General features: G+C 62.0%; 25 protein-coding genes and 1 pseudogene. 17 read left to right on the forward strand and 9 right to left on the reverse strand.

The genetic code is table 11. The annotated features are described in order from the left end of the window. Positions 1-292: 292 nt before the first annotated feature. The 3 genes from M6D32_RS08765 to M6D32_RS08775 all read left to right on the forward strand — a co-directional run bounded on the left by M6D32_RS08765 (position 293) and on the right by M6D32_RS08775 (position 1,378). Positions 293-640, forward strand: a complete 348-nt coding sequence (locus M6D32_RS08765) for a hypothetical protein (RefSeq protein WP_298255364.1) — start codon at positions 293-295, stop codon at positions 638-640. A gap of 161 nt (positions 641-801) precedes the next feature. Next, positions 802-1,071: a twin-arginine translocation (Tat) gene (locus M6D32_RS08770; protein ID WP_298255367.1), complete on the forward strand. Its 270-nt coding sequence runs from the start codon at positions 802-804 to the stop codon at positions 1,069-1,071. 61 nt (positions 1,072-1,132) lie between these two features. Further along, positions 1,133-1,378 carry a hypothetical protein gene (locus M6D32_RS08775; RefSeq protein ID WP_298255369.1) on the forward strand — a complete coding sequence of 82 codons (246 nt, stop codon included), beginning with the start codon at positions 1,133-1,135 and terminating at the stop codon, positions 1,376-1,378. Positions 1,379-1,477: 99 nt separating this feature from the next. Here M6D32_RS08775 and M6D32_RS08780 read toward each other — a convergent pair whose 3' ends face one another. The 4 genes from M6D32_RS08780 to M6D32_RS08795 all read right to left on the reverse strand — a co-directional run bounded on the left by M6D32_RS08780 (position 1,478) and on the right by M6D32_RS08795 (position 4,578). After that, positions 1,478-1,720, reverse strand: coding sequence for a hypothetical protein (locus M6D32_RS08780; RefSeq protein WP_298255371.1), 243 nt, complete (start codon positions 1,718-1,720; stop codon positions 1,478-1,480). A gap of 162 nt (positions 1,721-1,882) precedes the next feature. Next, a complete protein-coding gene (locus M6D32_RS08785; RefSeq protein WP_298255373.1) occupies positions 1,883-2,938 on the reverse strand; it encodes an alpha/beta hydrolase in 1,056 nt (351 codons plus the stop codon). Between the two features lie 263 nt (positions 2,939-3,201). Then, positions 3,202-3,612, reverse strand: a complete 411-nt coding sequence (locus M6D32_RS08790; RefSeq protein ID WP_298255446.1) for a DUF2059 domain-containing protein — start codon at positions 3,610-3,612, stop codon at positions 3,202-3,204. A gap of 270 nt (positions 3,613-3,882) precedes the next feature. Further along, positions 3,883-4,578 (reverse strand): winged helix-turn-helix domain-containing protein, encoded by a 696-nt coding sequence (locus tag M6D32_RS08795; protein WP_298255376.1) that lies wholly within the window; start codon positions 4,576-4,578, stop codon positions 3,883-3,885. 118 nt (positions 4,579-4,696) lie between these two features. On the opposite strand from M6D32_RS08795, the gene M6D32_RS08800 reads away from it, so the two are divergent. Next, positions 4,697-5,005, forward strand: coding sequence for an NIPSNAP family protein (locus tag M6D32_RS08800; protein ID WP_298255378.1), 309 nt, complete (start codon positions 4,697-4,699; stop codon positions 5,003-5,005). A 129-nt stretch (positions 5,006-5,134) separates the two neighbouring features. Beyond that, positions 5,135-5,950 carry an isocitrate lyase/phosphoenolpyruvate mutase family protein gene (locus M6D32_RS08805; protein ID WP_298255381.1) on the forward strand — a complete coding sequence of 272 codons (816 nt, stop codon included), beginning with the start codon at positions 5,135-5,137 and terminating at the stop codon, positions 5,948-5,950. A gap of 85 nt (positions 5,951-6,035) precedes the next feature. On the opposite strand, the gene M6D32_RS08810 is transcribed toward M6D32_RS08805, so the two are convergent. Further along, positions 6,036-6,416, reverse strand: a complete 381-nt coding sequence (locus M6D32_RS08810) for a hypothetical protein (protein WP_298255383.1) — start codon at positions 6,414-6,416, stop codon at positions 6,036-6,038. Positions 6,417-6,543: 127 nt separating this feature from the next. On the opposite strand from M6D32_RS08810, the pseudogene M6D32_RS08815 reads away from it, so the two are divergent. Continuing rightward, a pseudogene (locus tag M6D32_RS08815) lies at positions 6,544-6,780 on the forward strand (TRIC cation channel family protein); the annotation flags it as partial. 194 nt (positions 6,781-6,974) lie between these two features. On the opposite strand, the gene M6D32_RS08820 reads toward M6D32_RS08815, so the two are convergent. Next, positions 6,975-8,207 carry a cytochrome c gene (locus tag M6D32_RS08820; RefSeq protein WP_298255385.1) on the reverse strand — a complete coding sequence of 411 codons (1,233 nt, stop codon included), beginning with the start codon at positions 8,205-8,207 and terminating at the stop codon, positions 6,975-6,977. A gap of 253 nt (positions 8,208-8,460) precedes the next feature. On the opposite strand from M6D32_RS08820, the gene M6D32_RS08825 reads away from it, so the two are divergent. From M6D32_RS08825 to M6D32_RS08835, 3 genes are all read left to right on the forward strand, one after another. Beyond that, positions 8,461-11,952: an indolepyruvate ferredoxin oxidoreductase family protein gene (locus M6D32_RS08825; RefSeq protein WP_298255387.1), complete on the forward strand. Its 3,492-nt coding sequence runs from the start codon at positions 8,461-8,463 to the stop codon at positions 11,950-11,952. A gap of 50 nt (positions 11,953-12,002) precedes the next feature. Beyond that, positions 12,003-13,178 (forward strand): cytochrome P450, encoded by a 1,176-nt coding sequence (locus tag M6D32_RS08830; protein ID WP_298255389.1) that lies wholly within the window; start codon positions 12,003-12,005, stop codon positions 13,176-13,178. 146 nt (positions 13,179-13,324) lie between these two features. After that, complete coding sequence (locus M6D32_RS08835; protein ID WP_298255391.1) at positions 13,325-14,557, forward strand: ABC transporter substrate-binding protein; 1,233 nt, start codon at positions 13,325-13,327, stop codon at positions 14,555-14,557. A 135-nt stretch (positions 14,558-14,692) separates the two neighbouring features. Here the strand turns inward: M6D32_RS08835 and M6D32_RS08840 are convergent, their stop codons facing one another. Further along, the gene (locus M6D32_RS08840) at positions 14,693-14,992 is read right to left on the reverse strand and encodes an HU family DNA-binding protein (RefSeq protein WP_072823706.1); all 300 of its coding nucleotides are present in this window, start codon (positions 14,990-14,992) and stop codon (positions 14,693-14,695) included. Between the two features lie 935 nt (positions 14,993-15,927). Here M6D32_RS08840 and M6D32_RS08845 point away from each other — a divergent pair. From M6D32_RS08845 to M6D32_RS08875, 7 genes are all read left to right on the forward strand, one after another. After that, the gene (locus M6D32_RS08845) at positions 15,928-17,076 is read left to right on the forward strand and encodes a thiolase domain-containing protein (protein ID WP_298255393.1); all 1,149 of its coding nucleotides are present in this window, start codon (positions 15,928-15,930) and stop codon (positions 17,074-17,076) included. Further along, complete coding sequence (locus tag M6D32_RS08850; protein ID WP_298255395.1) at positions 17,076-17,465, forward strand: OB-fold domain-containing protein; 390 nt, start codon at positions 17,076-17,078, stop codon at positions 17,463-17,465. Before M6D32_RS08845 ends, M6D32_RS08850 begins: the two co-directional genes overlap by 1 nt. Before the next feature lie 138 nt (positions 17,466-17,603). Beyond that, positions 17,604-18,464 carry a MaoC/PaaZ C-terminal domain-containing protein gene (locus M6D32_RS08855; RefSeq protein ID WP_298255397.1) on the forward strand — a complete coding sequence of 287 codons (861 nt, stop codon included), beginning with the start codon at positions 17,604-17,606 and terminating at the stop codon, positions 18,462-18,464. A 148-nt stretch (positions 18,465-18,612) separates the two neighbouring features. After that, entirely contained in the window at positions 18,613-19,491 is an 879-nt protein-coding gene (locus tag M6D32_RS08860; RefSeq protein ID WP_298255399.1) for an SDR family oxidoreductase, read from the forward strand. Positions 19,492-19,611: 120 nt separating this feature from the next. Then, entirely contained in the window at positions 19,612-20,568 is a 957-nt protein-coding gene (locus tag M6D32_RS08865) for a dihydrodipicolinate synthase family protein (RefSeq protein ID WP_298255400.1), read from the forward strand. A gap of 60 nt (positions 20,569-20,628) precedes the next feature. Continuing rightward, positions 20,629-21,435, forward strand: coding sequence for an NUDIX hydrolase (locus tag M6D32_RS08870; RefSeq protein ID WP_298255402.1), 807 nt, complete (start codon positions 20,629-20,631; stop codon positions 21,433-21,435). Positions 21,436-21,570: 135 nt separating this feature from the next. After that, on the forward strand, positions 21,571-24,252 hold the full coding sequence (locus M6D32_RS08875; protein ID WP_298255404.1) for a PAS domain S-box protein: 2,682 nt from the start codon (positions 21,571-21,573) through the stop codon (positions 24,250-24,252). A 19-nt stretch (positions 24,253-24,271) separates the two neighbouring features. Here the strand turns inward: M6D32_RS08875 and M6D32_RS08880 are convergent, their stop codons facing one another. Beyond that, positions 24,272-24,619 (reverse strand): GrlR family regulatory protein, encoded by a 348-nt coding sequence (locus M6D32_RS08880; protein WP_298255406.1) that lies wholly within the window; start codon positions 24,617-24,619, stop codon positions 24,272-24,274. 105 nt (positions 24,620-24,724) lie between these two features. After that, positions 24,725-25,108 carry a VOC family protein gene (locus M6D32_RS08885; RefSeq protein ID WP_298255408.1) on the reverse strand — a complete coding sequence of 128 codons (384 nt, stop codon included), beginning with the start codon at positions 25,106-25,108 and terminating at the stop codon, positions 24,725-24,727. 424 nt (positions 25,109-25,532) lie between these two features. On the opposite strand from M6D32_RS08885, the gene M6D32_RS08890 reads away from it, so the two are divergent. Beyond that, on the forward strand, positions 25,533-25,940 hold the full coding sequence (locus M6D32_RS08890; protein ID WP_298255410.1) for a hypothetical protein: 408 nt from the start codon (positions 25,533-25,535) through the stop codon (positions 25,938-25,940). The last annotated feature ends 277 nt before the right edge of the window (positions 25,941-26,217 follow it).

A 26,217-nucleotide genomic window follows, 5' to 3' on the forward strand; every position in this document is an offset into this window, starting at 1 on the left:
TTAACCGGCAGAACGCGCAATGGCAGTTGGCGCTGGATAGCGGGACCGAGAACGTAATGTCTTGCCTAGGTATCAGGTTCGGCTTCATCTTACGCTAATCACCGGTAATGTAATGGCTCCGACTCAACTTTAGATGTTTTGCGGCCGAACCGAAACCTATTCGTTCGGGGGAAAGTGCTATCCACAAGCCTATTAACACTAGGCGGGTTGCGCCCCCGGAGGGGTTACGGCTTCGCCTAAGTCGGGTTATCTAAGCGCCATTCATGCTTCTTTTATTCTCATCGCTAATCCAATGACCGACGAAGAAGATACCGACGACATTTCTGCGATCGAAGCGCGGATCGAGCGGCTTGCCGAGACCGCCGAGCGATGCCGGAAGTTCATCCTGGCTTCCCGGATTGCGATCGGCGGCGGTTGCGCACTCTTGCTCCTCATGATGTTCGGTGCGCTCGGGGCCGGCGCCGTCGCGATGCTCGGCTCGATCGCGCTGGCATTAGGTGGAATCGTGTCGCTCGGATCGAACATCAGCACGTTGCGCCAGACCGATGCTGCGATCCGGTCTGCCGAGGCGTTGCGGGCGGAATTGATCGGCAGCATCGACCTCAAGGTCGTGCACGATACGCCGATGAAGCTGATGTGATCAGCGCTGTCGCCGACGTTCGTGTTCGAAGGTTCTGCGCGACGCTTGAATCATTTTGCGTGGTCGCTGACTCAATTGTTCACGAGTTCAGCGAACATTCATCTTGAGGCGACGAGACTGGACGTCTTCTCTATCTCACCTCACGAAAGGGGCAAGACGTCATGAAACTTGCGGATTCCTTGAATTTCAGTGCTGGATTGGTCGCGGGCGCCATCGTGCTTGCCGCAAGCGCGCAAGCTGCTCCCGGACCGCCGCTCTCGGGCCATACGGCAACCGCGCCGGCGGCAAACGTTGAGCTGGCGGTCGTGTCGCAAAACGAAGTCGATCACATGAAGCCGGTGCAGGTGCACTACCGCCACCGCCATTGGCGTCACCGTCACCACTGGCATCACCGTCACTGGCGGCATTATCACTGGCGCCATCATCACTGAGGTGATTTGACGTATATTTGACCAGGCCATTTGCATCACGTACCGACGGAAAGGAATCTCAATGAAGGTACTCGCTGCTTTTTTGTTCGCGATCGGCATCGGCCTTGCGTCGATGTCGGCTTCCCAGGCCATTCCGGTAGCGCCGCTCGACCGGGCGGCCGCGACCGGCACCGCGACCATTCCGGTGGCCGGTGGCTGTGGACCGGGTTGGCATCGCGGGCCCGCTGGCGGTTGTCGCCCGATGTACAATTGTCCGCCCGGCTGGCATTCGGGACCATACGGCCGCCGTTGTTTCCGCAACTGGTAAAACTAAGGCGCGGGAATCTTCCGCCCTTTTTCGCGAGAGATGGCAATAAAAAACCCCGCTTTTTTGAGCGGGGTTTTCCGTCCTTTCCGTCGTGCGCGATCAGATCGGGCGGCAACGTCCATAGCGCCAGGCAAAGCCCATCGGGCAGCGGCGGCCGGGAACGACCACGACCGGGCGCTCGACGACGACCGGCGCGCCGGGGACCACTACGACGCCACGGTTCGGACGGCAGTGGCCATAGGGCCCGCGGTGCCAACCGGGGCCGCAACCGCCTGCGGCGCTTGCGCTGCCGACACTCAGGAACGTGCCCGCAACGAGTGCAGCTGCGAAAAGATACTTCATATTGTCTCCCTTCCTAAAGCCGCAACGCGGCATCTTGTAAGGTCGATAAGCAAATCGACGGGCCAGGATTGGCACCCTTTGGAACAGGCGACAAGCGTAGCCTGAACCCGAGCCTAGGGAGACGCGTGTGAACCATCTATGAATAGCCGAATTGAGGAGAGTTCATTTCGCCAGGAACGGCAGCATTAGCGCATTGAACTTGTCGGGCGCATCGAGGAACACCAGGTGCCCGGCATTCTCGATCACCTCGGCATGGCCGTTGGGCATCTTTGCCGCCAGCGCTTTGGCCAGTTCGGCGTTCTGGCCCATCTTCGGCCGCTGCGCCTCCGGGGCGAGTGGCTTGCCGGGTGCGTTGTGATCGTCGGCGCCCATGATGAACAACGTCGGAACGGTGATCAGCGGTATCTCGTGCGCCACGGGCTCGCGGTAGATCATCTGTCCCGACGAGACAAAGGCGTGCAGCCAGCGCGGATAGTCCGCCGCGCCTTTGATGCCGAAGCGGGCGTCGATGAAAGGCGCCATCGCCTCGGGCGGGATCTTCGGCGCGTAATTGTGCTCAAGCTGCTTGAGATAGCCTTCAGCGGTGAGCTTGTCTTCGCGTTCGACGATCTTTTCGGTCGGCGTCGGCGGCACGTACATGCGGTAATCTTCAAGTCCGATCGGCGCGGCAAGGACGAGATGATTGACGCGATCAGGATAGGCGCGCGCGATCCGCACCGCGACCATGCCGCCCATCGAATGCGCCATGATATTGGCTTTCGCGATTCCGAGATGGTCGAGCAGCGCCACCGTGTTGCGCGCCAGATTGTCGAAATGAAGCTCGCCGGACGGCTTTGAGGATTTGCCGAAACCGATCTGGTCCGGCACCACCACGCGATAGCCGGCCTCCGTCAGCACTTTGATTTCGGGCGCCCAATAGCTGGACGGAAAGTTGCGCCCGTGCAGCAGCATCACGACGCGGCCGTTCGGCTGCGCCGGCGCAATGTCCATGTAGGCCATGCGCAGTTGCTCGCCTTCATTGACAACCGGCAGCATGTTCACGGGATAGGGATAGGGAAAGCCCTCGAGGCCGATGCCGTACGGCTCGCGCTGCGCGATGCCGGGTTCGTGGTTGGTGGACTCGCGGTCGGCGGCGCTGGCGGCTGCGAACGACAGGGCGAGGGCGCCAAGCGCCGCGATCACGGCTAGTACCGCCGATCTGAAGTCCCTGCACCACAAGCGGCGAATTCGATCAGGGACTTCAGATCGATAAGGCGGTCCTAGAACCAATAAGTTTGCTAGTGCCCATGACTTTCCGAAGTTCGTGATAGTGGGTGCTGCGATGGAGCGCGAACTTCGGAAAGTGGGCACTAGACGTTTCATCGAATTCTCCGAAAGGAACTCAGGCTCTTTCTCCCGCGGGAGATAAAGATGTTGCTGGCGCGGTCAAGCCTGCTTGTCGGCCATGCCACGAGTTTCGCCGGCGCTTTCCGAATCGAGAACTAATGCGCCTGCATTTGTTGCTGGGTAAGGGCCTGTGCCTTCTGCAATTCAACGACCAGCCGTGGCATGGAGTCGGCCATATAGTTGCCCATCTTTGCCATGGCCGATCTACCGACCGGCGAGCCATAGAAATCGGCGAGCGCCTTCAACTCGTCGGCCGTGAAATTTTTGATCATCGAGTCCCGCATCAAAGCCGCCACCGCGTTGATATCCAGATTTTTGGTCATCAGCGCGACGAAGGTAGCGCGCTTGCCTTCCGGTAATGTTGCCGCAAGCTTCGCCGCCCTGTCGTTCATCCGGGATTGAGGAGGGACCACGCGCAGATAATAGTCTGCCTCGGCGGCTCTGTTCGCCGGAGTATCGTCGAGCGCCAGCGCGGGCGCGCTCGTCAACCAGATGAGCGGGACCACGATCAGCAACTTCGCGACTAGTACCGCCGATCTGAAGTCCCTGCACCACAAGCGGCGAATTCGATCGGGGACTTCAGATCGATAAAGCGGTACTAGAATCAATAAGTTTGCTAGTGCCCATGACTTTCCGAAGTTCGTGAAGATGGGTGCTGCGATGAAGCACGAACTTCGGAAAGTGGGCACTAGTTTCACGGCAACCTCCCGAATAATCCCGAGCAAAGATACAACGGGAGCTATAACGTATCTGCGGCGAACACGAAATCGGTCGCGCTATTCGTCGCCGCCGAACAGGGCGGCAAAGCGCTTCTCGCCCTGGCGCGTGAACTGGACCACCCGGCTGCCCGGTGTGGGGTCGCGCGCGGCCCATTTCAGCTCGGTGAAGCGTTGCAACAGCGCCGCGCCAAGCGTGCCGGCGAGATGATGGCGGCGTTCGCTCCAGTCGAGGCAGGCCTTGCAGACCGGCCGGCGCGGATGGGTGAGCGCATCGGCTCCAATCTGGAGTGTGCTTTCGAGGAAGCGCTCGCCCTCGGCCGTCAGCTCGATATCGTGCTTGTGCTGGCGCACCAGCTTCTGCTGCCGCAAACTGTCGAGCATCTGCACGCCGAGATCGCCAGCCAGGTGATCATAGCAGACGCGCGCGCGGCGCAGTGCCGGATCCTTCGGTCCGGTACGCACGCGCATATGGCCGGCGCGGGCGGCGAGCGCCGCAAGGCCTTCCAGCACGCCACCGACGTCGGGGTCAGCGAGGCGATAGTAACGATGGCGGCCCTGCTTTTCCTGCTCGATCAGGCCGCCGGATTCCAGCTTCGACAGATGGGAACTGGCGGTCTGCGGCGTGACGCCGGCCTCTTGCGACAATTCACTGGCCGTGAGCGCACGGCCGCTCAACAGCGCGGTCAGCATGTTGGCGCGGGCGGGGTCGCCGACCAGGGAGGCGACCATGGCGATATCGGGTCCTGCTTTCATTATTCGACGATAGCCGAAGCATCGGCGCGGATCAAGCGGGTAGTGAATTGAGCGTCATTCCGGGTTCGCTCGTTTCACTCGCGCCCCGGAACGACGTTGCGACTTTTAGGAGGTTCCGATGACCATCACCGTTTTCATTCGCTATCAGCTCGATCCGTTCAAGCGCGCCAAGTTCGAGGAATATTCGAAAAACTGGCTGTCCGTCATTCCGAGGTGCGGCGGCGATCTCATCGGCTACTGGATGCCGCATGAAGGCACCAACAACATCGCCTTTGCGCTGGTTTCGTTTGAAAGCCTGGCGGCCTACGAGCAATATCGCGCCAGGCTGCGCACCGACAAAGCGGCGATGGAGAATTTCAACTTTGCCGAAGACCACAAATTCATCCTTGGCGAGGAACGAACGTTCCTGCGCCAGGTGACGGCATGACAACTGACGGCACGAGGTGTCAGCATCCTGACCCCCATCACTGGCATGGCCTGCCTCCACGCGCTAATCTGGCGGCAGGCTGGGCAACAACGATGGCAACTACAGCAAACAGCGAAACAGGAGACGCCGATGCCGATTTCATTGGCCGACAAGCGCGCGGCCTTCCGCAAGCTGCATGAGAGCGGCTGCTTCCCGATCCCCAATCCCTTTGACGTCGGCTCGGCGAAGGCGCTGGCGCAGATGGGGTTCAAGGCGCTGGCCTCGACCAGCGCCGGCTTTGCCTGGACGATCGGCAAGGCCGACAATCGGGTAACGGTCGACGACGTCTGCACGCATCTCACCGCGCTCTGCGCGGCGGTGGACGTGCCTGTCAACGCCGATTTCGAAAACGGATTTGCAGATGAGGCCGAGAAGGTCGCGGTCAATGTCGCCCGCGGCGCGAAGACCGGCGTGGCCGGCCTGTCGATCGAGGATTCGACCGGCGATACCGCAAAACCGCTTTATCAACGGGCGCACGCGGTCGAGCGGATCAAGGCGGCGCGCGCGGCCATCGATGCCGACAAGAGCGGCGTCCTGCTGACCGGCCGTTGCGAAGCTTTTCTGTGGGGGCTCGACGATCTCACGATGGTGATCGACCGTCTCGGTGCCTATGCCGAGGCCGGAGCCGACTGCCTCTATGCGCCCGGCATCAAGACCCGGGAGCAGATTTCGGCCGTCGTGAAGGCGGTCGCGCCGAAGCCGGTCAACCTTCTGATCGGGGCGTCAGGTCTTTCGGTCCAGGAGGCGGCCGATCTCGGCGTGCGCCGGATCAGCGTCGGCGGTTCGTTGGCGCGCACCGCCTGGGCCGGCTTCATGCGCGCGGCGAAAGAGATCGCCGAGCGGGGCACCTTCAGCGAACTCGCCAAGGGTTATTCCGGCGCCGAACTGAACAAGATGTTCCGCTAAGCGCCTGAACCCAACGAAAGCGAGGTGGCCGTCTCGAGAGAGACTGGCCGCCTTGATCAATTCCATCAGGTGATCAGCGGTCCGGCTATTTTTTCGCGGGCGCATTGCCCGGATTGGCGCTGTTGGTAGCCGCGGCGCCGGGATTGGTCGAAGCGGGCGACGGCGTCTGCGGCTTCGCCGGTGCTGCGCCGGTCGTTGTGCCTGGCTGACTGTTGGTGTGGATCGGCATTGTCGATGCCTGTTGCTGCGTCGAGGAGTGGTTCAGCCCGTAGAACACGATCCCCAGCACGACCGCGATACCGATTGCGAACAGCGTGATCCGTGTGTGGCTTGCGGGGCCTTCCGCCATCTCGGGGTCAACCTGCAAATCATTGTCGAGCTCGGCGGGCGAGCGACGGTCGTCGATATAGGTTCTGGTCGGATCTTTGCGATTGTCGGGATCGTTGAGATTGTTTTCATTGGCCATGGCCGGATTCCTCCAAATGCCGTGCTGCGACAACGGCGAGCCATCGGGGTGGGTTCCGGGACGTTCGCTGTTTCCCACAGCGGCGAGATGGTCGAAAAATGGAACAGCCGAACGAAGCGTGAGCTACGCCGGTGGCGTCCTGCGCGATAACCTCTGCAACGACGTGCCGCTGCTGTTTCGCTCTGAACTCTATGCGAGCATGTCGGTTGTCACCGGGCTGTTTTATGCCACCGCCTTCGGGTTGAAACTGAACGACGAGATCTGGACCGCCTTGACCTTCGTGGTTGGCCTGTCGTTCCGCCTGTTGGCGATCCGCTACAAACGGGAAATGCCGAAATTCGTGTTCAACGGCGAGGAGAAATGAGGGGACGGTGCAACTTGGCTCAACCTCATCCTGAGGAGCGCGCATCGCGCGCGTCTCGAAGGATGGCCTCATGGTTCACCCGGCGATGCCAACGGGTCGCGCGAACGCGCGCCCGATGACAGGCTCCGCATCGTCCGGCGACGCGCACCGGACGGCGCAAGCGCAGCCGGTGGGCAACTCACCATGAGGGGGAGCTACTTCCGCAGCTTCGCGACCTCATCTGCCGTTACCGCCGGCGCGGCATTGCCCCAGGCATTGCGGATATAGGTGACGACGTCGGCCACATCCTGATCCGGCCATTTGGTGTAAGGCGGCATCGAGCCGGTGTTGGGCGCCCGCGGTGTCGTGATCGTCTCGGCGCCGTCGAGCACGATCCGGATGGCGCTCGCGGGATTGGCGGATTGCAGGTTGGCGTTGCCGGGCAGCGGCGGATAGATCCGCGGCGCGCCTGACCCGTCGAGTTCGTGGCAGGCAACGCACGATCCCTTGTACAATTTCTCGCCGTTCGTCATTTGCTCGGGCGAGGGAGCCGCCACGGCAGGCTCCGCCGGACCCGCAGCGAGGTCTTTCAGATAGACCGCCATCGCGTGCACGTCGGCCTCGCTCATGTGCGACGTCGAGTTGAGCACCACCTCCGCCATCGGACCGCCGGCGTGGCTATGCCCATTGCGCCCGCTCAAGAGATATTCGGCGATGTCGTCGGCGCTCCAGGACTTCAGCCCGCCGCGCGCGGCCTCATCGAGGCGCGGGGCAAACCAGCCATCCACCACGCTGCCGGCAAATCGCCTTTTTGACCGTTCGGCACCCAGGAAATTCTTCGGCGTATGGCAGGCGCCGCAATGCGCCAGACCCTCAACCAGATAGCCGCCGCGATTCCATTCCGCGCTCTTGTTCTGATTCGGCTCGAGAATGCCGGGCCTGAAGAACGCGTAATTCCACAGCCGCATCAGCACACGGTAATTTAACGGCCAGCGCAGTGCGGGCGGTGGCGGGGTGTTGCTGACCGGCGTCAAGGTTCCGAGATAGGCGTGGATCGCAAACACGTCGTCGCGGACCAGTTTGGTGAAGTGAGGGTAGGGGAAGGCCGGGTAGTAGAGCGAGCGGTCCGGCGCCTCGCCGTAGCGCATCGCGCGCAGGAACTGCTGATCGTTCCAGCGGCCGATGCCGGTATCGCGGTCCGGCGTCAAGTTGGCGGAGTAAATGCCGCCGAACGGCGTCTCGATCCGTTTTCCGCCGGCGAACGGCTTCCTGGGATCAGCGGTATGGCAACTGGCGCAATCGCCGGCCTCCGTCAGCGCTTTGCCCTTGGCGACCACCTGCGGATCGGGCGCAGCGGGAAGCTCGGCGCGGGCCGGCCCGAACTTGAATGCAGTGCACAAAGCAAGGCCGACCAGAATCGCCCAGCCATTCCATTGCCGTTGCCGCATCGATCGATCTCCCGTCTTTGGTCGTATGACCGCCAGGCTGGTGTCACGTCGTTTCGCTGCGCCAATTTTCCACGACACATCCGAAAAAGGCGAGCGTGCTCGCGAACACGAAATTGCGTTTTGTATTCACTCGCATCCTCCTCGCGAGATTTGTGATGCCGAGAGCTTCGAAACCGACGTAATCTAGTTTCCAGACTAGCTTTTACCGGTAGCACGATTAGCTAAGAAGAGCCGGGGCACCAAAGAGGGTGGAATGGGAATAAACCAGGGTCCGATCAGTCTCGATCAAAAATACACCCAAGGCTCCGGCCATGTCTTCCTGACAGGTATCCAGGCGCTGGTCCGGCTTCCGATGGCGCAAATCCGCCGCGATCGTGCCAACGGACTCAACACCGCCGGTTTCATCAGCGGCTACCGCGGCTCCCCGCTCGGCGGTTATGACCAGCAACTTTTCGCCGCCCGGAAACACCTTGATCAGTACAACATCAAATTCCAGCCCGGCGTGAACGAAGATCTCGCCGCGACCGCCATCTGGGGCTCGCAGCAGCTTAATCTCTCCAAGGGTGCCAATTACGACGGCGTCGTCGGCATCTGGTACGGCAAGGGCCCCGGCGTCGATCGCTGCGGCGACGTCTTCCGTCACGGCAATGCCGCGGGCTCGGCAAAAAATGGCGGCGTGCTTTGCCTCGCCGGCGACGACCACGGCGCCAAATCCTCCACCGTCCCGCACCAGTCGGACCACGCCTTCATCTCCGCGCTGATGCCCTATCTCTATCCCTCGAGCATCCATGAAATGATCGAGATGGGCGTGCTCGGCATTGCGATGTCGCGCTATTCCGGCTGCTGGGTCGGCATGAAGGTGATCACCGAGACGGTGGAGACCACGGCCGAGATCGACCTCTCCGACGAGATGAAGCCCTTCATCATTCCGCCTGATTTCGAAATGCCACCGGGCGGTCTTAATTTGCGCTGGCCGGACGACCGCTACGATCAGGACCGCCGCTTGCAGGATTACAAGGGCTTTGCCGCCGTCGCCTTTGCCCGAGCCAACAAGGTCAACCGCATCACGATGGATTCGCCGAACGCGCGCTTCGGCATCATGGCGTCCGGCAAGAGCTATGAGGACATCCGCCAGGCCCTGCGCGAGCTCGGCATCACGCCGGAAGTCGCGGCCAGGATTGGCCTCAGGCTCTACAAGATCGGCATGCCGTGGCCGCTGGAGCCGGAAGGCGTGCGCGAATTCGCGGTCGGTCTCGAAGAGATCTTCATTATCGAGGAACGCCGCGAGATCGTCGAGAATCAAGTCAAGCAGGAATTGTTCAACTGGCGCGACGACGTGCGCCCGCGCATCGTCGGCAAGATGGACGATCACGACAAGCGCTTCCTGCCCTTTGCGGAGGAATTGAGCGTCGCCTCGCTCGCAAGCTCGCTGACCGAACGGCTGCTCCGCCTCAACCTCAATCCTGAAATCGCCGCCATGTTGCGGGCCAAGGCCGACTGGTTCAACGGTCGTCAGGCCACGCAGATGCAGGCGGTCTCGCCGGTCACCCGCACGCCGTATTTCTGCTCGGGTTGTCCGCACAACACGTCGACCAAGGTGCCGGAAGGAAGTCGCGCCTTTGCCGGCATCGGCTGCCACTTCATGGCGCTCTGGATGGACCGCAACACCGAGACTTTCACCCATATGGGCGGCGAGGGTGTGCCGTGGGTCGGCGTCGCGCCCTTCACCAAGGAAGAGCACGTCTTCGCCAATCTCGGCGACGGCACCTATTTCCATTCCGGCAGCCTCGCGATCCGGCAAGCCGTCGCTTCGGGCGCTAGCATCACCTACAAGATCCTTTACAACGACGCGACCGCCATGACCGGCGGGCAGCATGTCGACGGCGAGTTGTCGCCGCAGCGGATCACCTTCCAGCTTCATGCCGAAGGCATCCGCGAGATTTATCTGGTCTCGGAAAATCCGCACCTCTATCCGCCGGCCGATATCGCCCCGGGTGTGAAGATCGCCCATCGCGACGATCTCGACGCCGTGATGAAGGCATGCCGGGAGGTCAAGGGCGCTTCCGCCATTGTCTTCGTGCAGACCTGTGCGGCCGAAAAGCGCCGCCGCCGCAAGCGCGGCATCATGGAAGACCCGGCGCGCCGCGTCTTCATCAACCCCGCCGTCTGCGAGGGTTGCGGCGATTGCTCGGTGCAGTCGAACTGCATTTCGGTCGAACCGCTGGAGACCGAGTTCGGGCGCAAGCGCACCATCAACCAGTCGGCCTGCAACAAGGACTATTCCTGCCTGAAGGGCTTCTGCCCGTCGTTTGTGACCATCGATGGCGGCCAACTGCGCCGTCGCGCGCCGGCCGGCGTCGGCGATCTCGGCGAACTGCCGGAGCCCGCGTCCAAGCCCGCACTGGACAAGCCCTACAACGTCGCCGTTGGCGGCGTCGGCGGCACCGGCGTGTTGACCATCGGTGCGCTGCTCGGCATGGCCGCCCATATCGAGGGCAAGGCCAGCATGATCCTCGATATGTCTGGCCTCGCGCAAAAGGGCGGCGCGGTGTTGAGCCATGTCCGGTTGTCCGAACATACCGCTGACGTGACCTGTTCGCGCATTGTCACCGGCACCGCCGATCTCGTGATCGCCGCCGACGAAGTCGTGGCCGCCTCCAAGGAAACCATGACGCTGTGCGAGAGCAGCCGCACCGCCGGCATCATCAACAGCCACGTCATTCCGACCGCCGACTTCATCCTCAACCGCGACTTCAATTTCCAGTCCCGCAGGGTCAATCACGTGCTGGAAACCGCGCTACGCAAGGATTCGGCCTTCGTCGATTTCACCAAGCCTGCGGAAACGCTGCTGGGCGATGCCATCGCCACCAACATGATGATGATGGGTTATGCCTATCAGAGAGGATTGCTGCCGCTTTCGGCGCAAGCGATCGAGCAGGCGATCGAGATTAATGGCGTCGCCATCAAGATGAACACGCAGGCGTTTCGTCTTGGCCGTCTCGCCGCCGCCGAGCCCGCACGGATCGAAGCGATGATGAAGGGGCATGACGAGCAAATCGCCCCGAAGACGCTGGATGCGATGTCGCTCGATGAAATCGTCGCACATCGCAGTGCCCATCTCGCCGACTATCAGAACAAGCGGCTTGCCAGGCGATACCAGGCGTTGGTGAAGCGGGTGAGGGATGCGGCGCTCGATCGCGGCTTTGGCGACGAACTCGCCCGTGCGGTAGCCGTCAACTACGCCAAGCTGCTCGCCTACAAGGACGAGTACGAGGTCGCGCGTCTCTTTACGGATGGCCATTTCGAGCAGCAGCTTCGTGACCAGTTCGACGGCGACTTCAAGATCAGCTTCAACCTCGCGCCGCCCGTTCTCGGCGGCGACAAGGACGCGCTGGGGCGGCCGAAGAAGCGCGCCTTTGGCGCCTGGATGCTGCCGGCATTCCGGATGCTGGCGAGGATGCGCTGGCTTCGCGGCACGCCTCTCGACATTTTCGGGCGCAGCGCCGATCGCAGGCTCGAGCGTGATCTGATCGCAGGCTACGAGAAGGACGTCGCAACCGTGCTCGGCGTCCTGTCGGCGGCCAACCACGATACAGCGGTCGAGCTGCTGTCGCTGCCCGACCGCATTCGCGGCTATGGCCCGGTGAAGGAGAAGGCGGTCAACGACGCCAGGGCGCGTTATGCGCAGCTTGCCGCCGATCTCGCCAATCCGCCGCCCGCGCCGCGTCAGCTTGCGGCGGAGTAGGGGGCTACTCGCCGAGGATCGCCGATGACCGATGGTTCGCCGCCCAACGCATGAGCACCGCGCCTCGCATCGATATCGACGTTGCGGCCTTCTGGCACGACCCGTACCCGACCCTGGCGCGGTTGCGGCGTGATGCGCCGATCGCCTTTGTTCCCCAGCTTGGCAGCACGCTGCTGTGCAGCCGCGAGGACATTTTCGTCTCGGAAAAGCAGATCGACGTCTTCAGTTCGCATCAGCCGCAGGGTTTGATGAACAAGCTGATGGGCCACAATATGATGCGCAAGGATGGCGAGTCCCATCTGAACGAGCGCAAGGCGATCTTCCCGGCCATTTCTCCCAAGACGGTCAAGGCGCACTGGACCGCCCGGTTCCAGGCGCATGCCGACCGGATCCTCGATGAATTCGAGCCTGCGGGCGCTTGCGATTTCGTCCGCGAATTCGCGCTGCCGTTCTCGGCGGAATGCCTGAAGTCAATCACCGGCCTGACCAACATGCGTTTCGAAGACATGAACGCGTGGTCGCAGGGCATGATCGACGGCATCGCCAACTATGTCGGAGACGCGGCCACCGAGGCGCGCTGCCACGCGGCCACTTCCGGCATCGACGCTGCCATCGACGACATGGTGCCGGTGCTCCGCAACAGGGAAGACCGAAGCCTTCTCGGCGTGATGCTGGCCTGCGGCATGCCGATGGACAGCGTCCGCGCCAACATCAAGCTCGCCATCAGCGGCGGACAGAATGAACCGCGCGATGCGATCGCCGGCGCCGTGTGGGCGCTGCTGACGCATCCGGCTCAGTTGAAGCTGCTCACCGACGGTGCCGTCCCGTGGATTCAGGCCTTCGAGGAGTACGCCCGCTGGATCTCCCCGATCGGAATGTCGCCACGCCGCATCGCCAAGCCGTGGACCATCCGCGATGTCGAATTCGAGCCTGACGAGCGCGTATTTCTGATGTTCGGCTCCGCCAATCGCGATGAAAAGCACTTCGAACGCGCGGGCGAATTCGATGTCCGGCGAGACACCGGCAAGAGCATTGCGTTCGGCGCCGGGCCGCATTTCTGCGCCGGAGCATGGGCATCCCGCGCCATGGTCGCCGATGTCGGGCTTCCGACCGTTTTCGCGCGATTGAGAAATCTTCGTCTTGTCGACGGCGAGCCGGTAAGGATCGGCGGCTGGGCGTTCCGCGGGCTGCTCAATCTTCCCGTCGCCTGGAATTCCGCCGTCTAAAGTGCCTGGTCAGGTAACGAGATTCGGATTTCCCTCCCGCTTTCAACTTCCAAACAGCAAGCATACAATTTCTTGGCACGCTCCGCTTATCGCGGTGCAGCGAAGACAACAACAACGCAAAACAACAATGCAAAGGGAGAGAACAGATGCAGCCATCAGGCACGACAAGCCTGTTTGTGGGCGCAGTCGCGATTTTTCTCGGAGCCGCGGTGCACGCTCAATCGGCAGACCCGATCAAGATCGGCGTCATTGCGGAGGTGCAATCGATCGCGGGTGCGGCGACGCCGGGCGGCGCGCAGATTGCCGCTGACGAGATCAACGCGAAGGGCGGGGTGCTTGGTCGCAAGATCGAGATCGTGACTTACGACAACAAGAGCTCTTCGGCGGATTCGATCCGTGCTTTTCAGCGCGCGGTCAGCGAGGACAAGGTTTCCGCCGTCATCGCCAGCTATATCAGCGAAGTTGTGCTGGCGCTCGAGCCCTGGGCAGCCCGGCTGAAGATGCCGATGATCACGCCCGGTGCTGCCTCGAACGAGATCACGAAAGCGATCCATAACGACTACGACAAGAACAAATACACTTTCCACGGCTTCCTGACCTCGGCGGCACAGGCGCAGATCGTCTGCGATGCCGCCAAGGAGCTTTTGGTCGACCAGCTCAAGTTCAAGACGGCCGCGATCATGAGTGAGGACGCCGCCTGGACCAAGCCGCTCGACGTCGGTTACGAGGCCTGCTTGCCGAAAGTCGGCATAACGGTCGTCGATCACATCCGCTTCTCGCCCGACACCACCGACTTCACGCCGATCTTCAACAACATCGAGGGCAAGAAGCCGGACGCGATCGTGACCGGCATCTCCCATGTCGGCGTGCAGCCGACCGTACAGTGGAAGAACCAGCAGGTGCCGATTGCGATGTTCGGCATCTCCGCGCAGGCGCTGAGCCCGACCTTCTGGAACGACACCAATGGCGCCGCCGATGGCGTGCCGTCGCTTGCGGTCGCCACGCCGGACGTTGCGGTGACGCCGAAGACCAAACCCTTCGCCGCGGCTTTCAAGGCCAAATACGGCACGCCACCGGCCTATACCGGCTACACCGCCTATGACGACGTCTACATCATCGCTGAAGCGATCAAGCGCGCGGGTTCGACCGATCCCGACAAGATGGTCGCGGAGATGGAAAGGACGAAGTTCGAAGGCACGATCGGCAACATCGAGTTCTACGGCAGGAACGACGAGTTCACCCACGGCATCAAGGCCGGACCCGGCTACGTCTCGGGTCTTGTTTTCCAGTGGCAGAACGCCAAGCAGGTCACGGTCTGGCCGCCGAAGATCGCCGAGGGCAAGCTCGAATATCCGAAGTTCGTCAAGCTCTCGCAGTAGCCGATAGGCGCATTGGGTCGGTCATTCCGGTCGACAAGGTTGCAGATCAGCTCAACTAGGCCGATCCGCGTTCATCATCCAAAACAAAAAGGCCCCCGTTGCGGGGGCCTTTCGATTCAAGGTCCGAAGTTTTCCTTAAACTGCGTCCTTGGCGGCCTTTACCGGCCGTGCGCGCACGATCTTGCGGGCAGGCTTGGCCTTGAACATCATTTCTTCGCCCGTGAACGGGTTCGTGCCCTTGCGCGCCTTGGTGGCGGGCTTCTTGACCACGACGAACTTCGCCCAGCCCGGCAGAAGGAACACGCCAGACTTCTTCAGTTCCTTGTGGCCGACGTCAGTCAGCGTATCCATGACGTTCTTCACGTCACGCTTGGAAAGTTCGGTTGTCGTCGCGATTTTCTCGACGAGCTGTGACTTCGACATTTGGGTGGCCATTGTGTCTCCTTTGATTCGGACCGTGCCGATAATAACGGGCTTTGCGCGGGGGAAAGGGCTTCTACACAGTTTTTCGCGGCTTTTCTCGGGGTTTTTTGCATTTTTTTGCTTCTGACCCCGGTTTTTTAAGGACTTGACGCGCATCGCGGACCGTGAATCCCCGCTGATTTGCCCGTCGTGCCAATGTGACGCAGCCATTTTCGCTTGTGACGACGGGCAAATCACGGGCACATTTCCGCGCATCCCGCCCTCAAAAATAGGGGCGTATCGCGATCGTCACGGACGTTGGGCGCGGGATGCGATGGACGCACATGGTGCCGCAAGACGAACGGCACGATGGCGGACGGCGAAGTCGTATGGTCCTGACTTCTCGACGCTGAAGTCAACTCGGTGGCGATGCTGGCGCATCGCGCCGGGGACGGTGGCAAGAAAGCCCGATCACCGGGGAGATTACGAAGGAAACCATCGCGCGGGGAATGCCGGAATGTTCGGCCTACCTGTGGTGACTTGCTCGTACGCTTTTTTCTTTTGCGTGCGAGGCTGCGGGTGCGGCCAGCACCCGGCATTCCCTGCGCCCTTGTTTTTCGAGGGACATCATAGTTCATAACCCGGGCAGTAAAGGCTGCGGGAAGGCGTCGGCGTGTCTCCTGTGTTCCCCGGATGCTGCGCGAGCCGCGTCGCTTTTCGCGACGTGGTGTGCTGCTGATCCGGGGGTCCAGGTGCCGTGCGTGGGTCCGCGGCGCAGCGCCGAAGAAGCGCTGCACCGCGCCCGGGACACGCTTTGATCGGGGCGATGACTGTAGAGGGGACATGCAGATGGGTCGCTGCGCTATGCGATAGCGCCTCATCCCGCGGAATATTCGCCGCTTGCCAACGCGGTCCCCGCAGGTCAAGAAATTGGGGCAAGAAGACAAGAAACGTCAGCGGAGAACAAGTTGACCATCAAGGGCAAGGCCTATATCGCCGGGATCTTTGAACATCCGACCCGGCACGCTCCCGATAAATCCACCGCACAGCTTCACGCCGAAATCGCTCACGGCGCGCTGGCTGATGCGGGCCTCACCAAGGCCGACATCGACGGCTATTTCTGCGCCGGCGACGCGCCGGGCGGGGTGATGGCGATGGTCGACTACCTCGGCCTGAAAGTCCGCCACTTCGATTCCACCGATACCGGCGGTTGCTCTTACCTCGTTCATCTCGGCCATGCCGCCGAAGCCATCGCCGCCGGCAAGTGTTCGATCGCGCTGGTCACGCTCGCCGGCAAGCCGCGCACCGGGGCGATGCCGCCGCGCGCGACCAGCGCCGAGGTCGATTTCGAGGCGGCGTATGGCGGCACCACGCACAATGTGTACGGCATGTGCGCCATGCGCCATATGCATGAGTTTGGCACCACCAGCGAACAACTGGCCTGGATCAAGGTCGCGGCCTCCCATCACGCGCAATACAATCCGCATGCGATGCTGCCCGAAATTGTCACCGTCGAGGATGTGCTCAACTCACCGATGATCGCCGATCCCTTGCACCGGATGGATTGCTGCGTCGTCACCGATGGCGGTGGCGGCTTCATCGTGACCACGGAAGCGATTGCGAAGAGCCTGAAAAAGCCGCTGGTGCGGATGATCGGTCATGGCGAAGCGATGAAGGGTCCGCGCGGCGGCCACGCGCTCGACCTCACTTATTCCGCGGGCGTATGGTCGGGACCGACAGCGTTCGAGGAAGCCGGCGTGGCGCCAAAGGACATCAAATATGCCTCGATCTATGACAGCTTCACCATCACGGTCTTGATGCAGCTCGAAGACCTCGGCTTCTGCAAGAAGGGCGAGGGCGGCAAGTTCGTCGCCGACGGCAATCTCATCTCGGGCGTCGGCAAGCTGCCGTTCAACACCGATGGTGGCGGGCTTTGCAGCAACCACCCGGTCAACCGTGGCGGCATGACCAAGATCCTCGAAGCGGTGCGGCAGCTGCGCGGGGAAGCGCATCCGAAAGTTCAGGTGCCGAACTGCGACCTCGCCATTGCCCATGGCACCGGCGGATTGCTCGGCATTCGCCACGCTGCCTCAACCTGCATTCTGGAGCGCGTGTGATGGATAACGCTGTAAAATATCCGAAGCCGATTACCAACCCCGAGACCGCTCATTTCTGGGAGCAGACCGCCAAGGGCAAGCTGATGATCAAGCGCTGCACGGCTTGCGGCGAGGCGCATTATTTTCCGCGCTCGATCTGCCCGTTCTGCTTCTCCGACAAGACGGTGTGGGAAGAGAGCTCGGGCGAGGGCGAGATTTACACCTTCAGCCGCATGCGCAAGTCGGCAGCGGGTCCCTATGCCATCGGCTATGTGACGCTGAAGGAGGGGCCGTCGCTGCTGACGAACTTCGTCGATTGCGACATGGAGAAATTGAGGATCGGCCAGAAGGTGAAGGTCGTGTTCAAGGCGACCGATGGCGCACCGCTGCCGTTCTTTACGCCGGTGTAGTTCCTCATCCTGAGGAGCGCGCTCTTTGCGCGCGTCTCGAAGGATGAGGCCGAGAAACGAGAAGCTATGGCCTCATGGTTCGAGACGGCGCTTCGCGCCTCCTCACCATGAGGATCAGGAGTTCGAGGAAGCACGACGATGCCGATCAACTACGACGAGCTGATGGCGCTGAAGAATCTCGATCAGCGTTATTCCTATGGCGATCGCGAGGTGATGCTTTATGCCTACGGCATCGGCATGGGCGCCGATCCCATGGATGAGAAGGAACTGGCCTTTGTCAACGAAGCGGCTGCGATCCAGCGTCCGCTCAAGGTGGTGCCGACCTTTGCGTCGGTCGCGGCCTGGGGCGCGGGCCCCGGCGAGATGAACCTCAACCGCGTCATGGTCGTCGACGGTGAGCGTGACATCACCTTTCATCGCCCGCTGCCGGTCTCCGAAAAGCTGCTGGTCGATTCACGGGTCCTCGCCGTGTTCGACAAGGGCAAGGACAAGGGCGCGGTGATCCGGCATCAGACCGTGCTCAAGAATGAAAAGGGCGAACAACTTGCCACGCTCGTTGCCTCGCGCTTTGCCCGCGGCGACGGCGGCTTTGGCGGACCTTCTGACGGCGCGCCCGAGCCGCACAAGGTGCCGACGCGTGCGCCGGATCGGTCAGTCGATATCTCGACGCGTCCCGATCAGGCCCTGGTCTACCGGCTCTACGGCGACCGCAACCCGCTGCATTCCGATCCTGAATTCGCCCGCCGTGCTGGTTTTTCGCGGCCGATCCTGCACGGCATGTGCACTTTCGGCATCACCTGCCGGGGCATTCTGCAAACCTATGCCGACTACGATCCCGCCGCCTTCAAACAACATGCCGCGCGGTTTTCCTCGCCAGTCTATCCCGGCGAGACCGTGACGATCGATCTCTGGAAGGACGATAACGTGATTTCATTCGAGGCGCGGGTGAAGGCGCGCGAGGCGGTTGTCATCCGCAACGGCAAGACGGTGTTGGGATAGGGAGAAGCCGTCATTCCGGGGCGCTCGCGAAGCGAGTGAACTATGGTGCGCAATTGCGCACCTGAGAATCTCGATCAACAACCTCTGGATTCCGGGTTCAGCCCTGCGGGCTGCCCCGGAATGACGGAGAAGAAAACGGGAGAGCACCATGGGACTACTTGACGGCAAGGTGGCGCTGATCACCGGTGCGGGGGGCGGGCTTGGCGAAGCCTATGCCAAACTGTTTGCGCGTGAAGGCGCGGCCGTCGTCGTCAATGACCTCGGCGGTCCCCGCGACGGCTCCGGCGCCGACGTCTCCATGGCGCAAAAAGTCGTCAACGCGATCGAGGCCGAAGGCGGCCGGGCGGTCGCCAATGGCGCCGATATCTCGACCATGGCCGGCGGCCAGTCGGTATTCGATGACGCGATCAAGCATTTCGGCCGCGCCGACATCCTCGTCAACAATGCCGGCATCCTGCTCGACCAGTCTTTTCCCAAGGCAACGGAAGCGGCCTTCGACAAGGTCATCAAGGTTCACCTGAAGGGCACGTTCTGCGTCACCCAGCCGGTGTTTCGCTGGATGCGCGAGAACGGCGGCGGCGTGATCGTCAATACGTCCTCGACTTCCGGCCTGATCGGTAATTTCGGCCAATATAATTACGGCGCGGCCAAGGGCGGCATCTGGGCCTTGTCGAACGTGCTCGCCATCGAGGGACGCAAATACAACATCCGCATCTGGACGCTGGCGCCGGGCGCCCTGACGCGGATGACCGAGGACCTGCCGCGCTACAAGGAAAATCCGGGCGCCGCGCTGGGGCCGGACGGTATCGCGCCGGCCGTGCTATACATGGTCAGCGAGCTTTCGGGCGACAGGACCGGCAAGGTGCTGGGCGTGTCGGGCCCGCGCGGGGTGCGAGAAATGCGGATGATGGAAATGGAAGGCTGGAAGCCGCCCTTCACGGGCTGGAAAGCCGAGGATGTCGTGACCCACGCCAAGGAGATCTTCTTCTCCGAGGCTGAACTGAAGAAGTCGGTGCGGCGGACGTGATTTTGAACTGTCGTTCCGGGGCGCGCGAAGCGTGAACCCGGAACCTCGATCGACAACTTCTGGATTCCGGGTTCAGCCCTGCGGGCTGCCCCGGAATGACGGAAAAAGGTAAAAGACGCTATGACAAAGCTCACCCACGAAGCCAAAGGCACCTTTGCGATTGCTCCGACGCCGTTTCACGACGATGGCCGGATCGACGAGAAGTCGATCGACCGGCTGACGGATTTCTACGGCGAGATCGGCTGCAACGGCATCACGGTGCTTGGCATCATGGGGGAAGCGCCGAAGCTCGAGGGGACTGAATCCGAAGAAGTTGCAAAACGCTTCATCAAGCGTGCGAAAAACATGCAGATCATTGTCGGCGTCTCCGCGCCCGGATTTGCTGCCATGCGCTCGCTGGCGCGCGCATCGATGGATGCTGGCGCAGCCGGTGTGATGATCGCGCCGCCGCCGACCCTTCGCACCGACGACCAGATCACTGGCTATTTCAAGCAGGCGGTGGAGGCGATCGGGACCGACATTCCCTGGGTTCTTCAGGACTATCCGCTGACGCTGAGCGTGGTCTTCACCCCCAGCGTGATCCGCAAGATCATCATGGACAATCCCTCCTGCGTGATGCTCAAGCACGAGGATTGGCCGGGACTGGAAAAGATTTCGACGCTGCGCGGTTTCCAGAAAGAGGGCTCGTTGCGGCCGCTCTCGATCCTGACCGGCAACGGTGCACTGTTCCTCGATTTCGAGATGGAGCGCGGCGCCGACGGCGCGATGACCGGCTACGCCTTCCCGGAAATGCTGATCGACGTCGTCCAGTTCATGAAGGAAGCGCGCCGCGATGCGGCGCACGACCTGTTCGACGCGCATCTGCCGCTGATCCGTTACGAGCAGCAGCCTGGCATTGGGCTGGCGGTCAGAAAATATGTGCTGCAAAAGCGCGGCATCATTGCTTCCAGCGCCCAGCGCAAGCCGGGGTCGAGCATCACGCCGACGGCGAAAGCGGAAGTGGACTATCTGCTGTCGCGCGTTGCGCGGGTCGACCGCCGTGCGCAACTGCAACCGCAATCGAGCGCGGCGGGCTAACCCTCATGGTTCAAGACGCGGCGTGGCCGCTCTTCAGGACGAGGGGCGAGGAGTTTGACAATGGGTGCTAGCGTCGCCGCGCGTCCGGCCTCGACCATTCTGCTGTTGCGTGATGGCGTGCGCGGGCCCGACGACAAGGGTCGCGGGGAGATCGAAGTCTTCATGATGGTGCGCCACCATGAGATCGAGTTTTCCTCCGGCGCGCTGGTGTTTCCCGGCGGCAGCGTCGATGCCGCCGATCGCGAGGTCATCGCACGCGGCGAACTCCATTCGGGTGGCGAGGGTTCAGATGAAGCCGGCTTAAGTTTCCGGATTGCGGCGATCCGCGAGACCTTTGAGGAAAGCGGCATTCTGCTGGCGCGCCCTCGCGGCTCGAAGGACCTTGTCGAGGCAAAGCAGGCGGCTAAGGTTGCAGCGAAGCATCGCGCGGCGCTGGCGGAACGGAAGACAACTTTCCTGGAAGTCCTCAACGAGAGCGGCATGGTGCTCGCCCTCGATGAGCTCGTGCCGTATGCGCATTGGGTCACGCCGGAAGGTATGCCCAAGCGGTTCGACACCTGGTTCTTTCTGGCCGCAGCACCACCGGATCAACTCGGCGCCCACGACGGCAGGGAATCGACCGACTCGCTGTGGCTGTCGCCGCGCGAGGCGGTTGCCGGCGGCGAGAGCGGGCGGTTCAAATTGCCATTTCCGACCACGCGCAACCTGATCAAACTCGGCAAGCAACTCAGCGTGAAAGCGGCGCTGGACGATGCGCGTGGAAAGCCGGTCGTAATTGTGATGCCGGAGTTGACGCGGCTGAACGGCGGGCGGCAGCTTCGTATTCCGATTGAGGCCGGGTACGACGGCGAATTGTTCGAGATGTAAGCGGGCAGGGGGCGATCCCGAAATTGCACCGCACCGCCGACCTGGCGGGGCAAGGGTTTGCCGAAGCGCAGCCCGCTGTTTCCCATAGAAGGGAAAATCGTCGTATAAGAGAAGACTTATGCCGCAGGTTGCTTGATGTTCCGAACCTTTGCCGCCTTTGTTCGACGGATTCGGTCGGCCTCGTTTTCGATCGGGCAACTGACTTTTGGCAGCTTCGCGCTTTTGCTCGCCATGATTGCCATGACGAGCGTTGCCAGCGTCGTCGCCAGCCGTCACATCAACGCAACCTTTGCCGAACTACAGCACTTGCGAAGCCTCGGCGAAGCTGCCGAGGAGATCGACCGCCGCACCAAGGAATTGCGGCTGGCTGCGCGTGATCTCGTGACCAATCCGGCGGCGCCGTCCGACCGGGTTTGGGATGCGGCTTCGTCGCTGAGCACATTGCTCAAGAACACGCGGCTGCAGCTTGCCCCGGAGCAGCGGGAGGCGATCGATGGCGTCGCGGTGCGCCTGGCCAACTATCGCAGCGGCATGGCGCGCATCGCCGCCCTGATTACTCAGCGGGCCGAGCTGGTCTCGGCCTTGCCGCCGGTGCGGGCCCGGTTCGAGCAGGCCGTTTCCGAAATCCCGGATCGCACCGTCGCGCGGGATCTGTTCCGTGACCAGAACCAGCTTGCGGCAGCCCTGCTCGCGCACGATCCGGCCGGAATGGAGCAGTCAGCCCTCGCCATGAAGTCGCTGTCCATTGGTGACGCGCAGCAGCGCGCCGCGACCGATGCCTACGCTGATGCGGTGCTGGCGATTGCGAACACGGAGGGCCAGATTGTCCAGCTGGATCGGGAAGTGCTCGGCACCGAAGGGCAGATGATCAGCCGCGTCACCGATTTGTTGCGCGACCTCGGCGACAGGCGGGGGCGGGTATTGGCCCGCGACTTTGCCCGGACGCTCGCTGGCGACAAATGGCAAACGATTATTATCGGCCTGGCCTGCATATTGATCGGACTTGCAGCAGCCTTGTTCGTGGTGCGCCAGACGGTGCGCCCGCTCAAGGCGATTGCAAAGGCCATCCGAGCGCTGGCAGGCGGCGAAAAAGATACGTCGATTCCCGCGACCGGGGTCCGAAACGAGATCGGCGATATCGCGCGCGCCGCTGAGGTATTCCGCCGCTCGCTTGTTGATGCCGACACGGCACGCGAAGCCGCGATCCGTGCGCTTGCCGAGCAGCGCCTGGCCGAAGAGAGTTATCGCAAGCTGTTCGAGGGATCGGTCGACGGAATCTATGTCACGACGCCGCCTGGCGAAATTCTCGATGCCAACCCCGCATTGGCGCGGATGATGGGATACGGATCGCCGGAAGAACTCATTCGCGGTATCCACGATATTTCGCATAGCATCTACGTCGATCCGCGGGCCCGAACGCAATACCAGGAACTGATGCGGCGCGACGGCATGGTGCGCGAATATGAATATCAGGTGCGCCGCCGCGACGGGGCGATTTTATGGCTCTCGGACAGTGCCACCGCGGTTCGAGACGAGAGCGGCGAAATCGTCCGCTATGAAGGGACCGTGCGCGACATCACCGACCAGAGGCGGGCTGAGGAGGCCATCGCCGAAGGCCGGAGACTGTTACAGCTCGTCATCGATACCGTTCCCGCCGTGATCAACGTCAAGGACAGGGAGCTGCGTTACGTCCTGATGAATCGCTATATGGCCGGCATTTTCGGAATCGAACCGGATGAGGCCCTGGGGCGGACGACGTCGGACCTGATGTCGCGCTATGGGGCGCAGAAAACCGACGAAAACGACCGGCGCGTGGTGGCGACGGCCAAGGAGCTTGGATTTTACGAAGAGGAATACCGGGATTCTTCCGGCCATCTGCGGTATTGGCTGGTGAACAAGCTGCCGCTCCTGGATGCCGATGGCCGCGTGGAAAGCATCGTGACGGTTGCGCTCGACATCGGTGAGCGCAAGCGCAGCGAGCATGAGATGCGAGAGGCCAAGGATTCGGCCGAAGCCGCCTTGCGCAACTTGCGGGAGACCCAGAACTCGCTGATCGAAGCCGAAAAGCTGGCGGCGCTCGGCCGTCTCGTCGCGGGGGTCGCGCACGAGGTCAACAATCCCGTCGGCATCAGCCTGACGGTTGCCTCCTCGCTGGAGCGCAAGACCGCGCTGTTTGGTGCCGAAGTTGCGCGCGGCGATATCCGCCGCTCCAGCCTGACCGACTTTCTCCAGGCGAGCCGCGATGCATCCTCCCAGCTTGTCGCCAATCTCAATCGCGCAGCCGAACTGATCACCTCGTTCAAGCAGGTCGCTGCCGACCGCAACTATTCGGACCAGCGGACCTTCGATCTCGGCGATCTCACCGAGCAGGTGGTGATGAGCCTGCGGCCCGGCCTGCGCAAGCATCGCCTGGCGCTGAGCGTCGAGTGCGAACCCAATCTCACGATGAATTCCTACCCGGGTCCGTACGGCCAGGTGCTGACCAACCTGTTCCTCAATTCGGTGGCGCATGCTTTTCCGGATGGCCGGGCAGGGACGGTCGATCTCAAGGTGCGGGCGGCGGGCCCGGACCATGTCGAAATCATCTTCTCGGACGACGGTTGCGGGATGAGTATGGATGTCAGGCGCCGCGCCTTCGATCCGTTTTTCACGACCCGGCGCGATCAGGGTGGCACCGGGCTTGGCCTTCACATCGTCTACAGCATCGTCACCAGCCGTCTCGGCGGCCGGCTCGAACTGGATTCCGAACCGGGACGCGGCACGCGCGTTCAGATCGTGCTGCCGCGCGTTGCGCCGCTGGAGCAGGCCGCGGAATGACCCCGGCAGTTGAAGAAGCTCAGTCGGTATCGATCAGCTTGCGCAGCGTGGCCTTGAAGATCTGGCTGGCCTTGCCGACGAGCGCCGTGCCGCTCATGTCGGCCGCCTTATCAGTGAAGGTGCCGGAAACGCCGATGCCGACCGGGTCCGGTCCGCCGAACAGGGGGGTCACGTCGGGGCTCGGCGTGTGGCGCTGCACCAAAATCTCGCCCTTGAAGGTATTTTCCTTCACCGTGTAGCTGCCGACATAGAACAGGAAGGCGTCGCCGCCCAGGATCTTGCCGTCGCGAAACAGGACGACGCCGCTACCCTTGCCGGAGCGGCCGTCCTGAAGGACGACGTGGATCGAATAAAGCCCGTTCTTCATGGTTTTGCAGGCGTCGGGTTCCGTTAGCCAATTGCTTATGCCAAAGCACAACCGGCGACGTCAACGCGGCAGGTTGCCCCCTACATTGCCAGACTTGCCCGAACTTTATGCGTATTTCTTGTCGCGTTCGAGCAGTTCGATCGAAATGCCCTCGGGCCCGCGGATGAAGCAGATCCGCACGCCCGGCCGAATCGTGTGAGGCTCCTTGGTGAACTCGACACCCTTGGCCTTGATCTCGGCTGCGACCGCGTCGATGTCCTTGACCGTCAACCCAAAGTGGTCGAGCCCCTGACAGGGCGTGACCGGCGGCGCGTTGACGCCGTCCCCCGAGGTCACCGGTGCGATGAAGACCATGGCGCCGCCAAGCTTGACATCGATCCGGCCAGGGCCGCGGACGATCTCGCCGCCGAGAACGTCCTCAATCCAGGTCGCGGTCGCCTCGGGATCGGGGCTGCGCAGATGAACATGATCCCAGGTCACGACCGGCATCGTACTTTTCTCCAGATGATGATTTTCGCGTCGCACGCGGCGGCTTGAAGGAATTGCGGCTTTGTCGGGCCGACTTTAGCGAGGGCACGCAGGCGTGGCTATCCCGTCCGACATCGGGCCGAAAGCTGCCACGGTCGACACGTGGTGGAACCAGGATGGCCGGTTGTGAGTTGAACTACCGGCGAGGAATACCGGACAACTTGTCCCGGATGGCGCGACCATGACGGACAGATTTCTCAATATTGGCTCGACCGGAGTCTCCCGACATGCCAATCTTGGCTTGGGAAATCATTCTGATCGTGTTGACGGGATGTCCGAAAGCCGCATCCGGACAGCGGTTGGTTGGCTGCCAATCGCCGTAATTGCAACGGCGGCTGTATGGATCCTGTTGAGCTTTGTCCGAGGGCCGGACGCCGCCAGGCCGATGCAGGTGGCCACCGCTCAAGCCAAGCCGGGGCCGGTCGCCTCTACGGTCGGTTTGGCCATGGAAGCCTCCTTTGACCCCTCAGTTTCGGAGGCGATCGTGCCGGATCAGCCCGCGCCGGTCGATCGCTTGACCATCACGTCGCAGTCCTGGCGCAGGGGTGGGCTCGGCTCCAATGCGTTCGTGACGCTGACGCTGCGCAACAGCAACGGTTACGCGGTCAAGGGTGTCGAACTCGAATGCGCGTTCTCACGGCCGGACGGCAGCCATCTGACCGACCGTTCGCGCGTGATCCCGGCCATCATCAATATGAGGAGCCGAAAGACGTTCGTGCGGCTGCATGTCGGTTTCGTCAACATCAACGCCGCCAAGGCGAAATGTTTGCCGGTGGCGGCCAGCCACGTCTAGTGCCCACTTTTCGAAGTCCGTGTTACATCTCAGCACGACCTTTCACGGACTTCGGAAAGATATGGGCTACTCACAAACTTATTTATTCTAGTGCCGCTTTTCTATTTGAAGTTCCTGAACGGAATTCGCCGCTTGTGGTGCAGGAACTTCAAATAGGCGGCACTAGGCCTGTCCCCGGAGGATTAGCTCGCAGGCCTGCGGCGGGAATCTTATCTCGCCCGTCGAACCTTTTCGCCCAAAAAGGAACAAATAGAGTAATCACCGGTTGAGCCCGCGT

This window comes from Bradyrhizobium sp. (assembly GCF_027307225.1).
Lineage (GTDB): Bacteria > Pseudomonadota > Alphaproteobacteria > Rhizobiales > Xanthobacteraceae > Bradyrhizobium.

Excerpts from the sequence above, each read along its gene's own strand:
- M6D32_RS08875 (WP_298255404.1), top strand. The coding sequence starts at position 21,571 with ATGTTCCGAACCTTTGCCGCCTTTGTTCGACGGATTCGGTCGGCCTCG.
- M6D32_RS08800 (WP_298255378.1), top strand. The coding sequence starts at position 4,697 with ATGACCATCACCGTTTTCATTCGCTATCAGCTCGATCCGTTCAAGCGC.
- M6D32_RS08805 (WP_298255381.1), top strand. The coding sequence starts at position 5,135 with ATGCCGATTTCATTGGCCGACAAGCGCGCGGCCTTCCGCAAGCTGCAT.
- M6D32_RS08835 (WP_298255391.1), top strand. The coding sequence starts at position 13,325 with ATGCAGCCATCAGGCACGACAAGCCTGTTTGTGGGCGCAGTCGCGATT.
- M6D32_RS08830 (WP_298255389.1), top strand. The coding sequence starts at position 12,003 with ATGAGCACCGCGCCTCGCATCGATATCGACGTTGCGGCCTTCTGGCAC.
- M6D32_RS08885 (WP_298255408.1), bottom strand. The coding sequence starts at position 25,108 with ATGCCGGTCGTGACCTGGGATCATGTTCATCTGCGCAGCCCCGATCCC.
- M6D32_RS08840 (WP_072823706.1), bottom strand. The coding sequence starts at position 14,992 with ATGGCCACCCAAATGTCGAAGTCACAGCTCGTCGAGAAAATCGCGACG.
- M6D32_RS08825 (WP_298255387.1), top strand. The coding sequence starts at position 8,461 with ATGGGAATAAACCAGGGTCCGATCAGTCTCGATCAAAAATACACCCAA.
- M6D32_RS08865 (WP_298255400.1), top strand. The coding sequence starts at position 19,612 with ATGACAAAGCTCACCCACGAAGCCAAAGGCACCTTTGCGATTGCTCCG.
- M6D32_RS08850 (WP_298255395.1), top strand. The coding sequence starts at position 17,076 with ATGGATAACGCTGTAAAATATCCGAAGCCGATTACCAACCCCGAGACC.
- M6D32_RS08765 (WP_298255364.1), top strand. The coding sequence starts at position 293 with ATGACCGACGAAGAAGATACCGACGACATTTCTGCGATCGAAGCGCGG.
- M6D32_RS08795 (WP_298255376.1), bottom strand. The coding sequence starts at position 4,578 with ATGAAAGCAGGACCCGATATCGCCATGGTCGCCTCCCTGGTCGGCGAC.
- M6D32_RS08810 (WP_298255383.1), bottom strand. The coding sequence starts at position 6,416 with ATGGCCAATGAAAACAATCTCAACGATCCCGACAATCGCAAAGATCCG.
- M6D32_RS08855 (WP_298255397.1), top strand. The coding sequence starts at position 17,604 with ATGCCGATCAACTACGACGAGCTGATGGCGCTGAAGAATCTCGATCAG.
- M6D32_RS08870 (WP_298255402.1), top strand. The coding sequence starts at position 20,629 with ATGGGTGCTAGCGTCGCCGCGCGTCCGGCCTCGACCATTCTGCTGTTG.
- M6D32_RS08890 (WP_298255410.1), top strand. The coding sequence starts at position 25,533 with ATGCAGGTGGCCACCGCTCAAGCCAAGCCGGGGCCGGTCGCCTCTACG.
- M6D32_RS08780 (WP_298255371.1), bottom strand. The coding sequence starts at position 1,720 with ATGAAGTATCTTTTCGCAGCTGCACTCGTTGCGGGCACGTTCCTGAGT.
- M6D32_RS08775 (WP_298255369.1), top strand. The coding sequence starts at position 1,133 with ATGAAGGTACTCGCTGCTTTTTTGTTCGCGATCGGCATCGGCCTTGCG.
- M6D32_RS08770 (WP_298255367.1), top strand. The coding sequence starts at position 802 with ATGAAACTTGCGGATTCCTTGAATTTCAGTGCTGGATTGGTCGCGGGC.
- M6D32_RS08860 (WP_298255399.1), top strand. The coding sequence starts at position 18,613 with ATGGGACTACTTGACGGCAAGGTGGCGCTGATCACCGGTGCGGGGGGC.
- M6D32_RS08820 (WP_298255385.1), bottom strand. The coding sequence starts at position 8,207 with ATGCGGCAACGGCAATGGAATGGCTGGGCGATTCTGGTCGGCCTTGCT.
- M6D32_RS08880 (WP_298255406.1), bottom strand. The coding sequence starts at position 24,619 with ATGAAGAACGGGCTTTATTCGATCCACGTCGTCCTTCAGGACGGCCGC.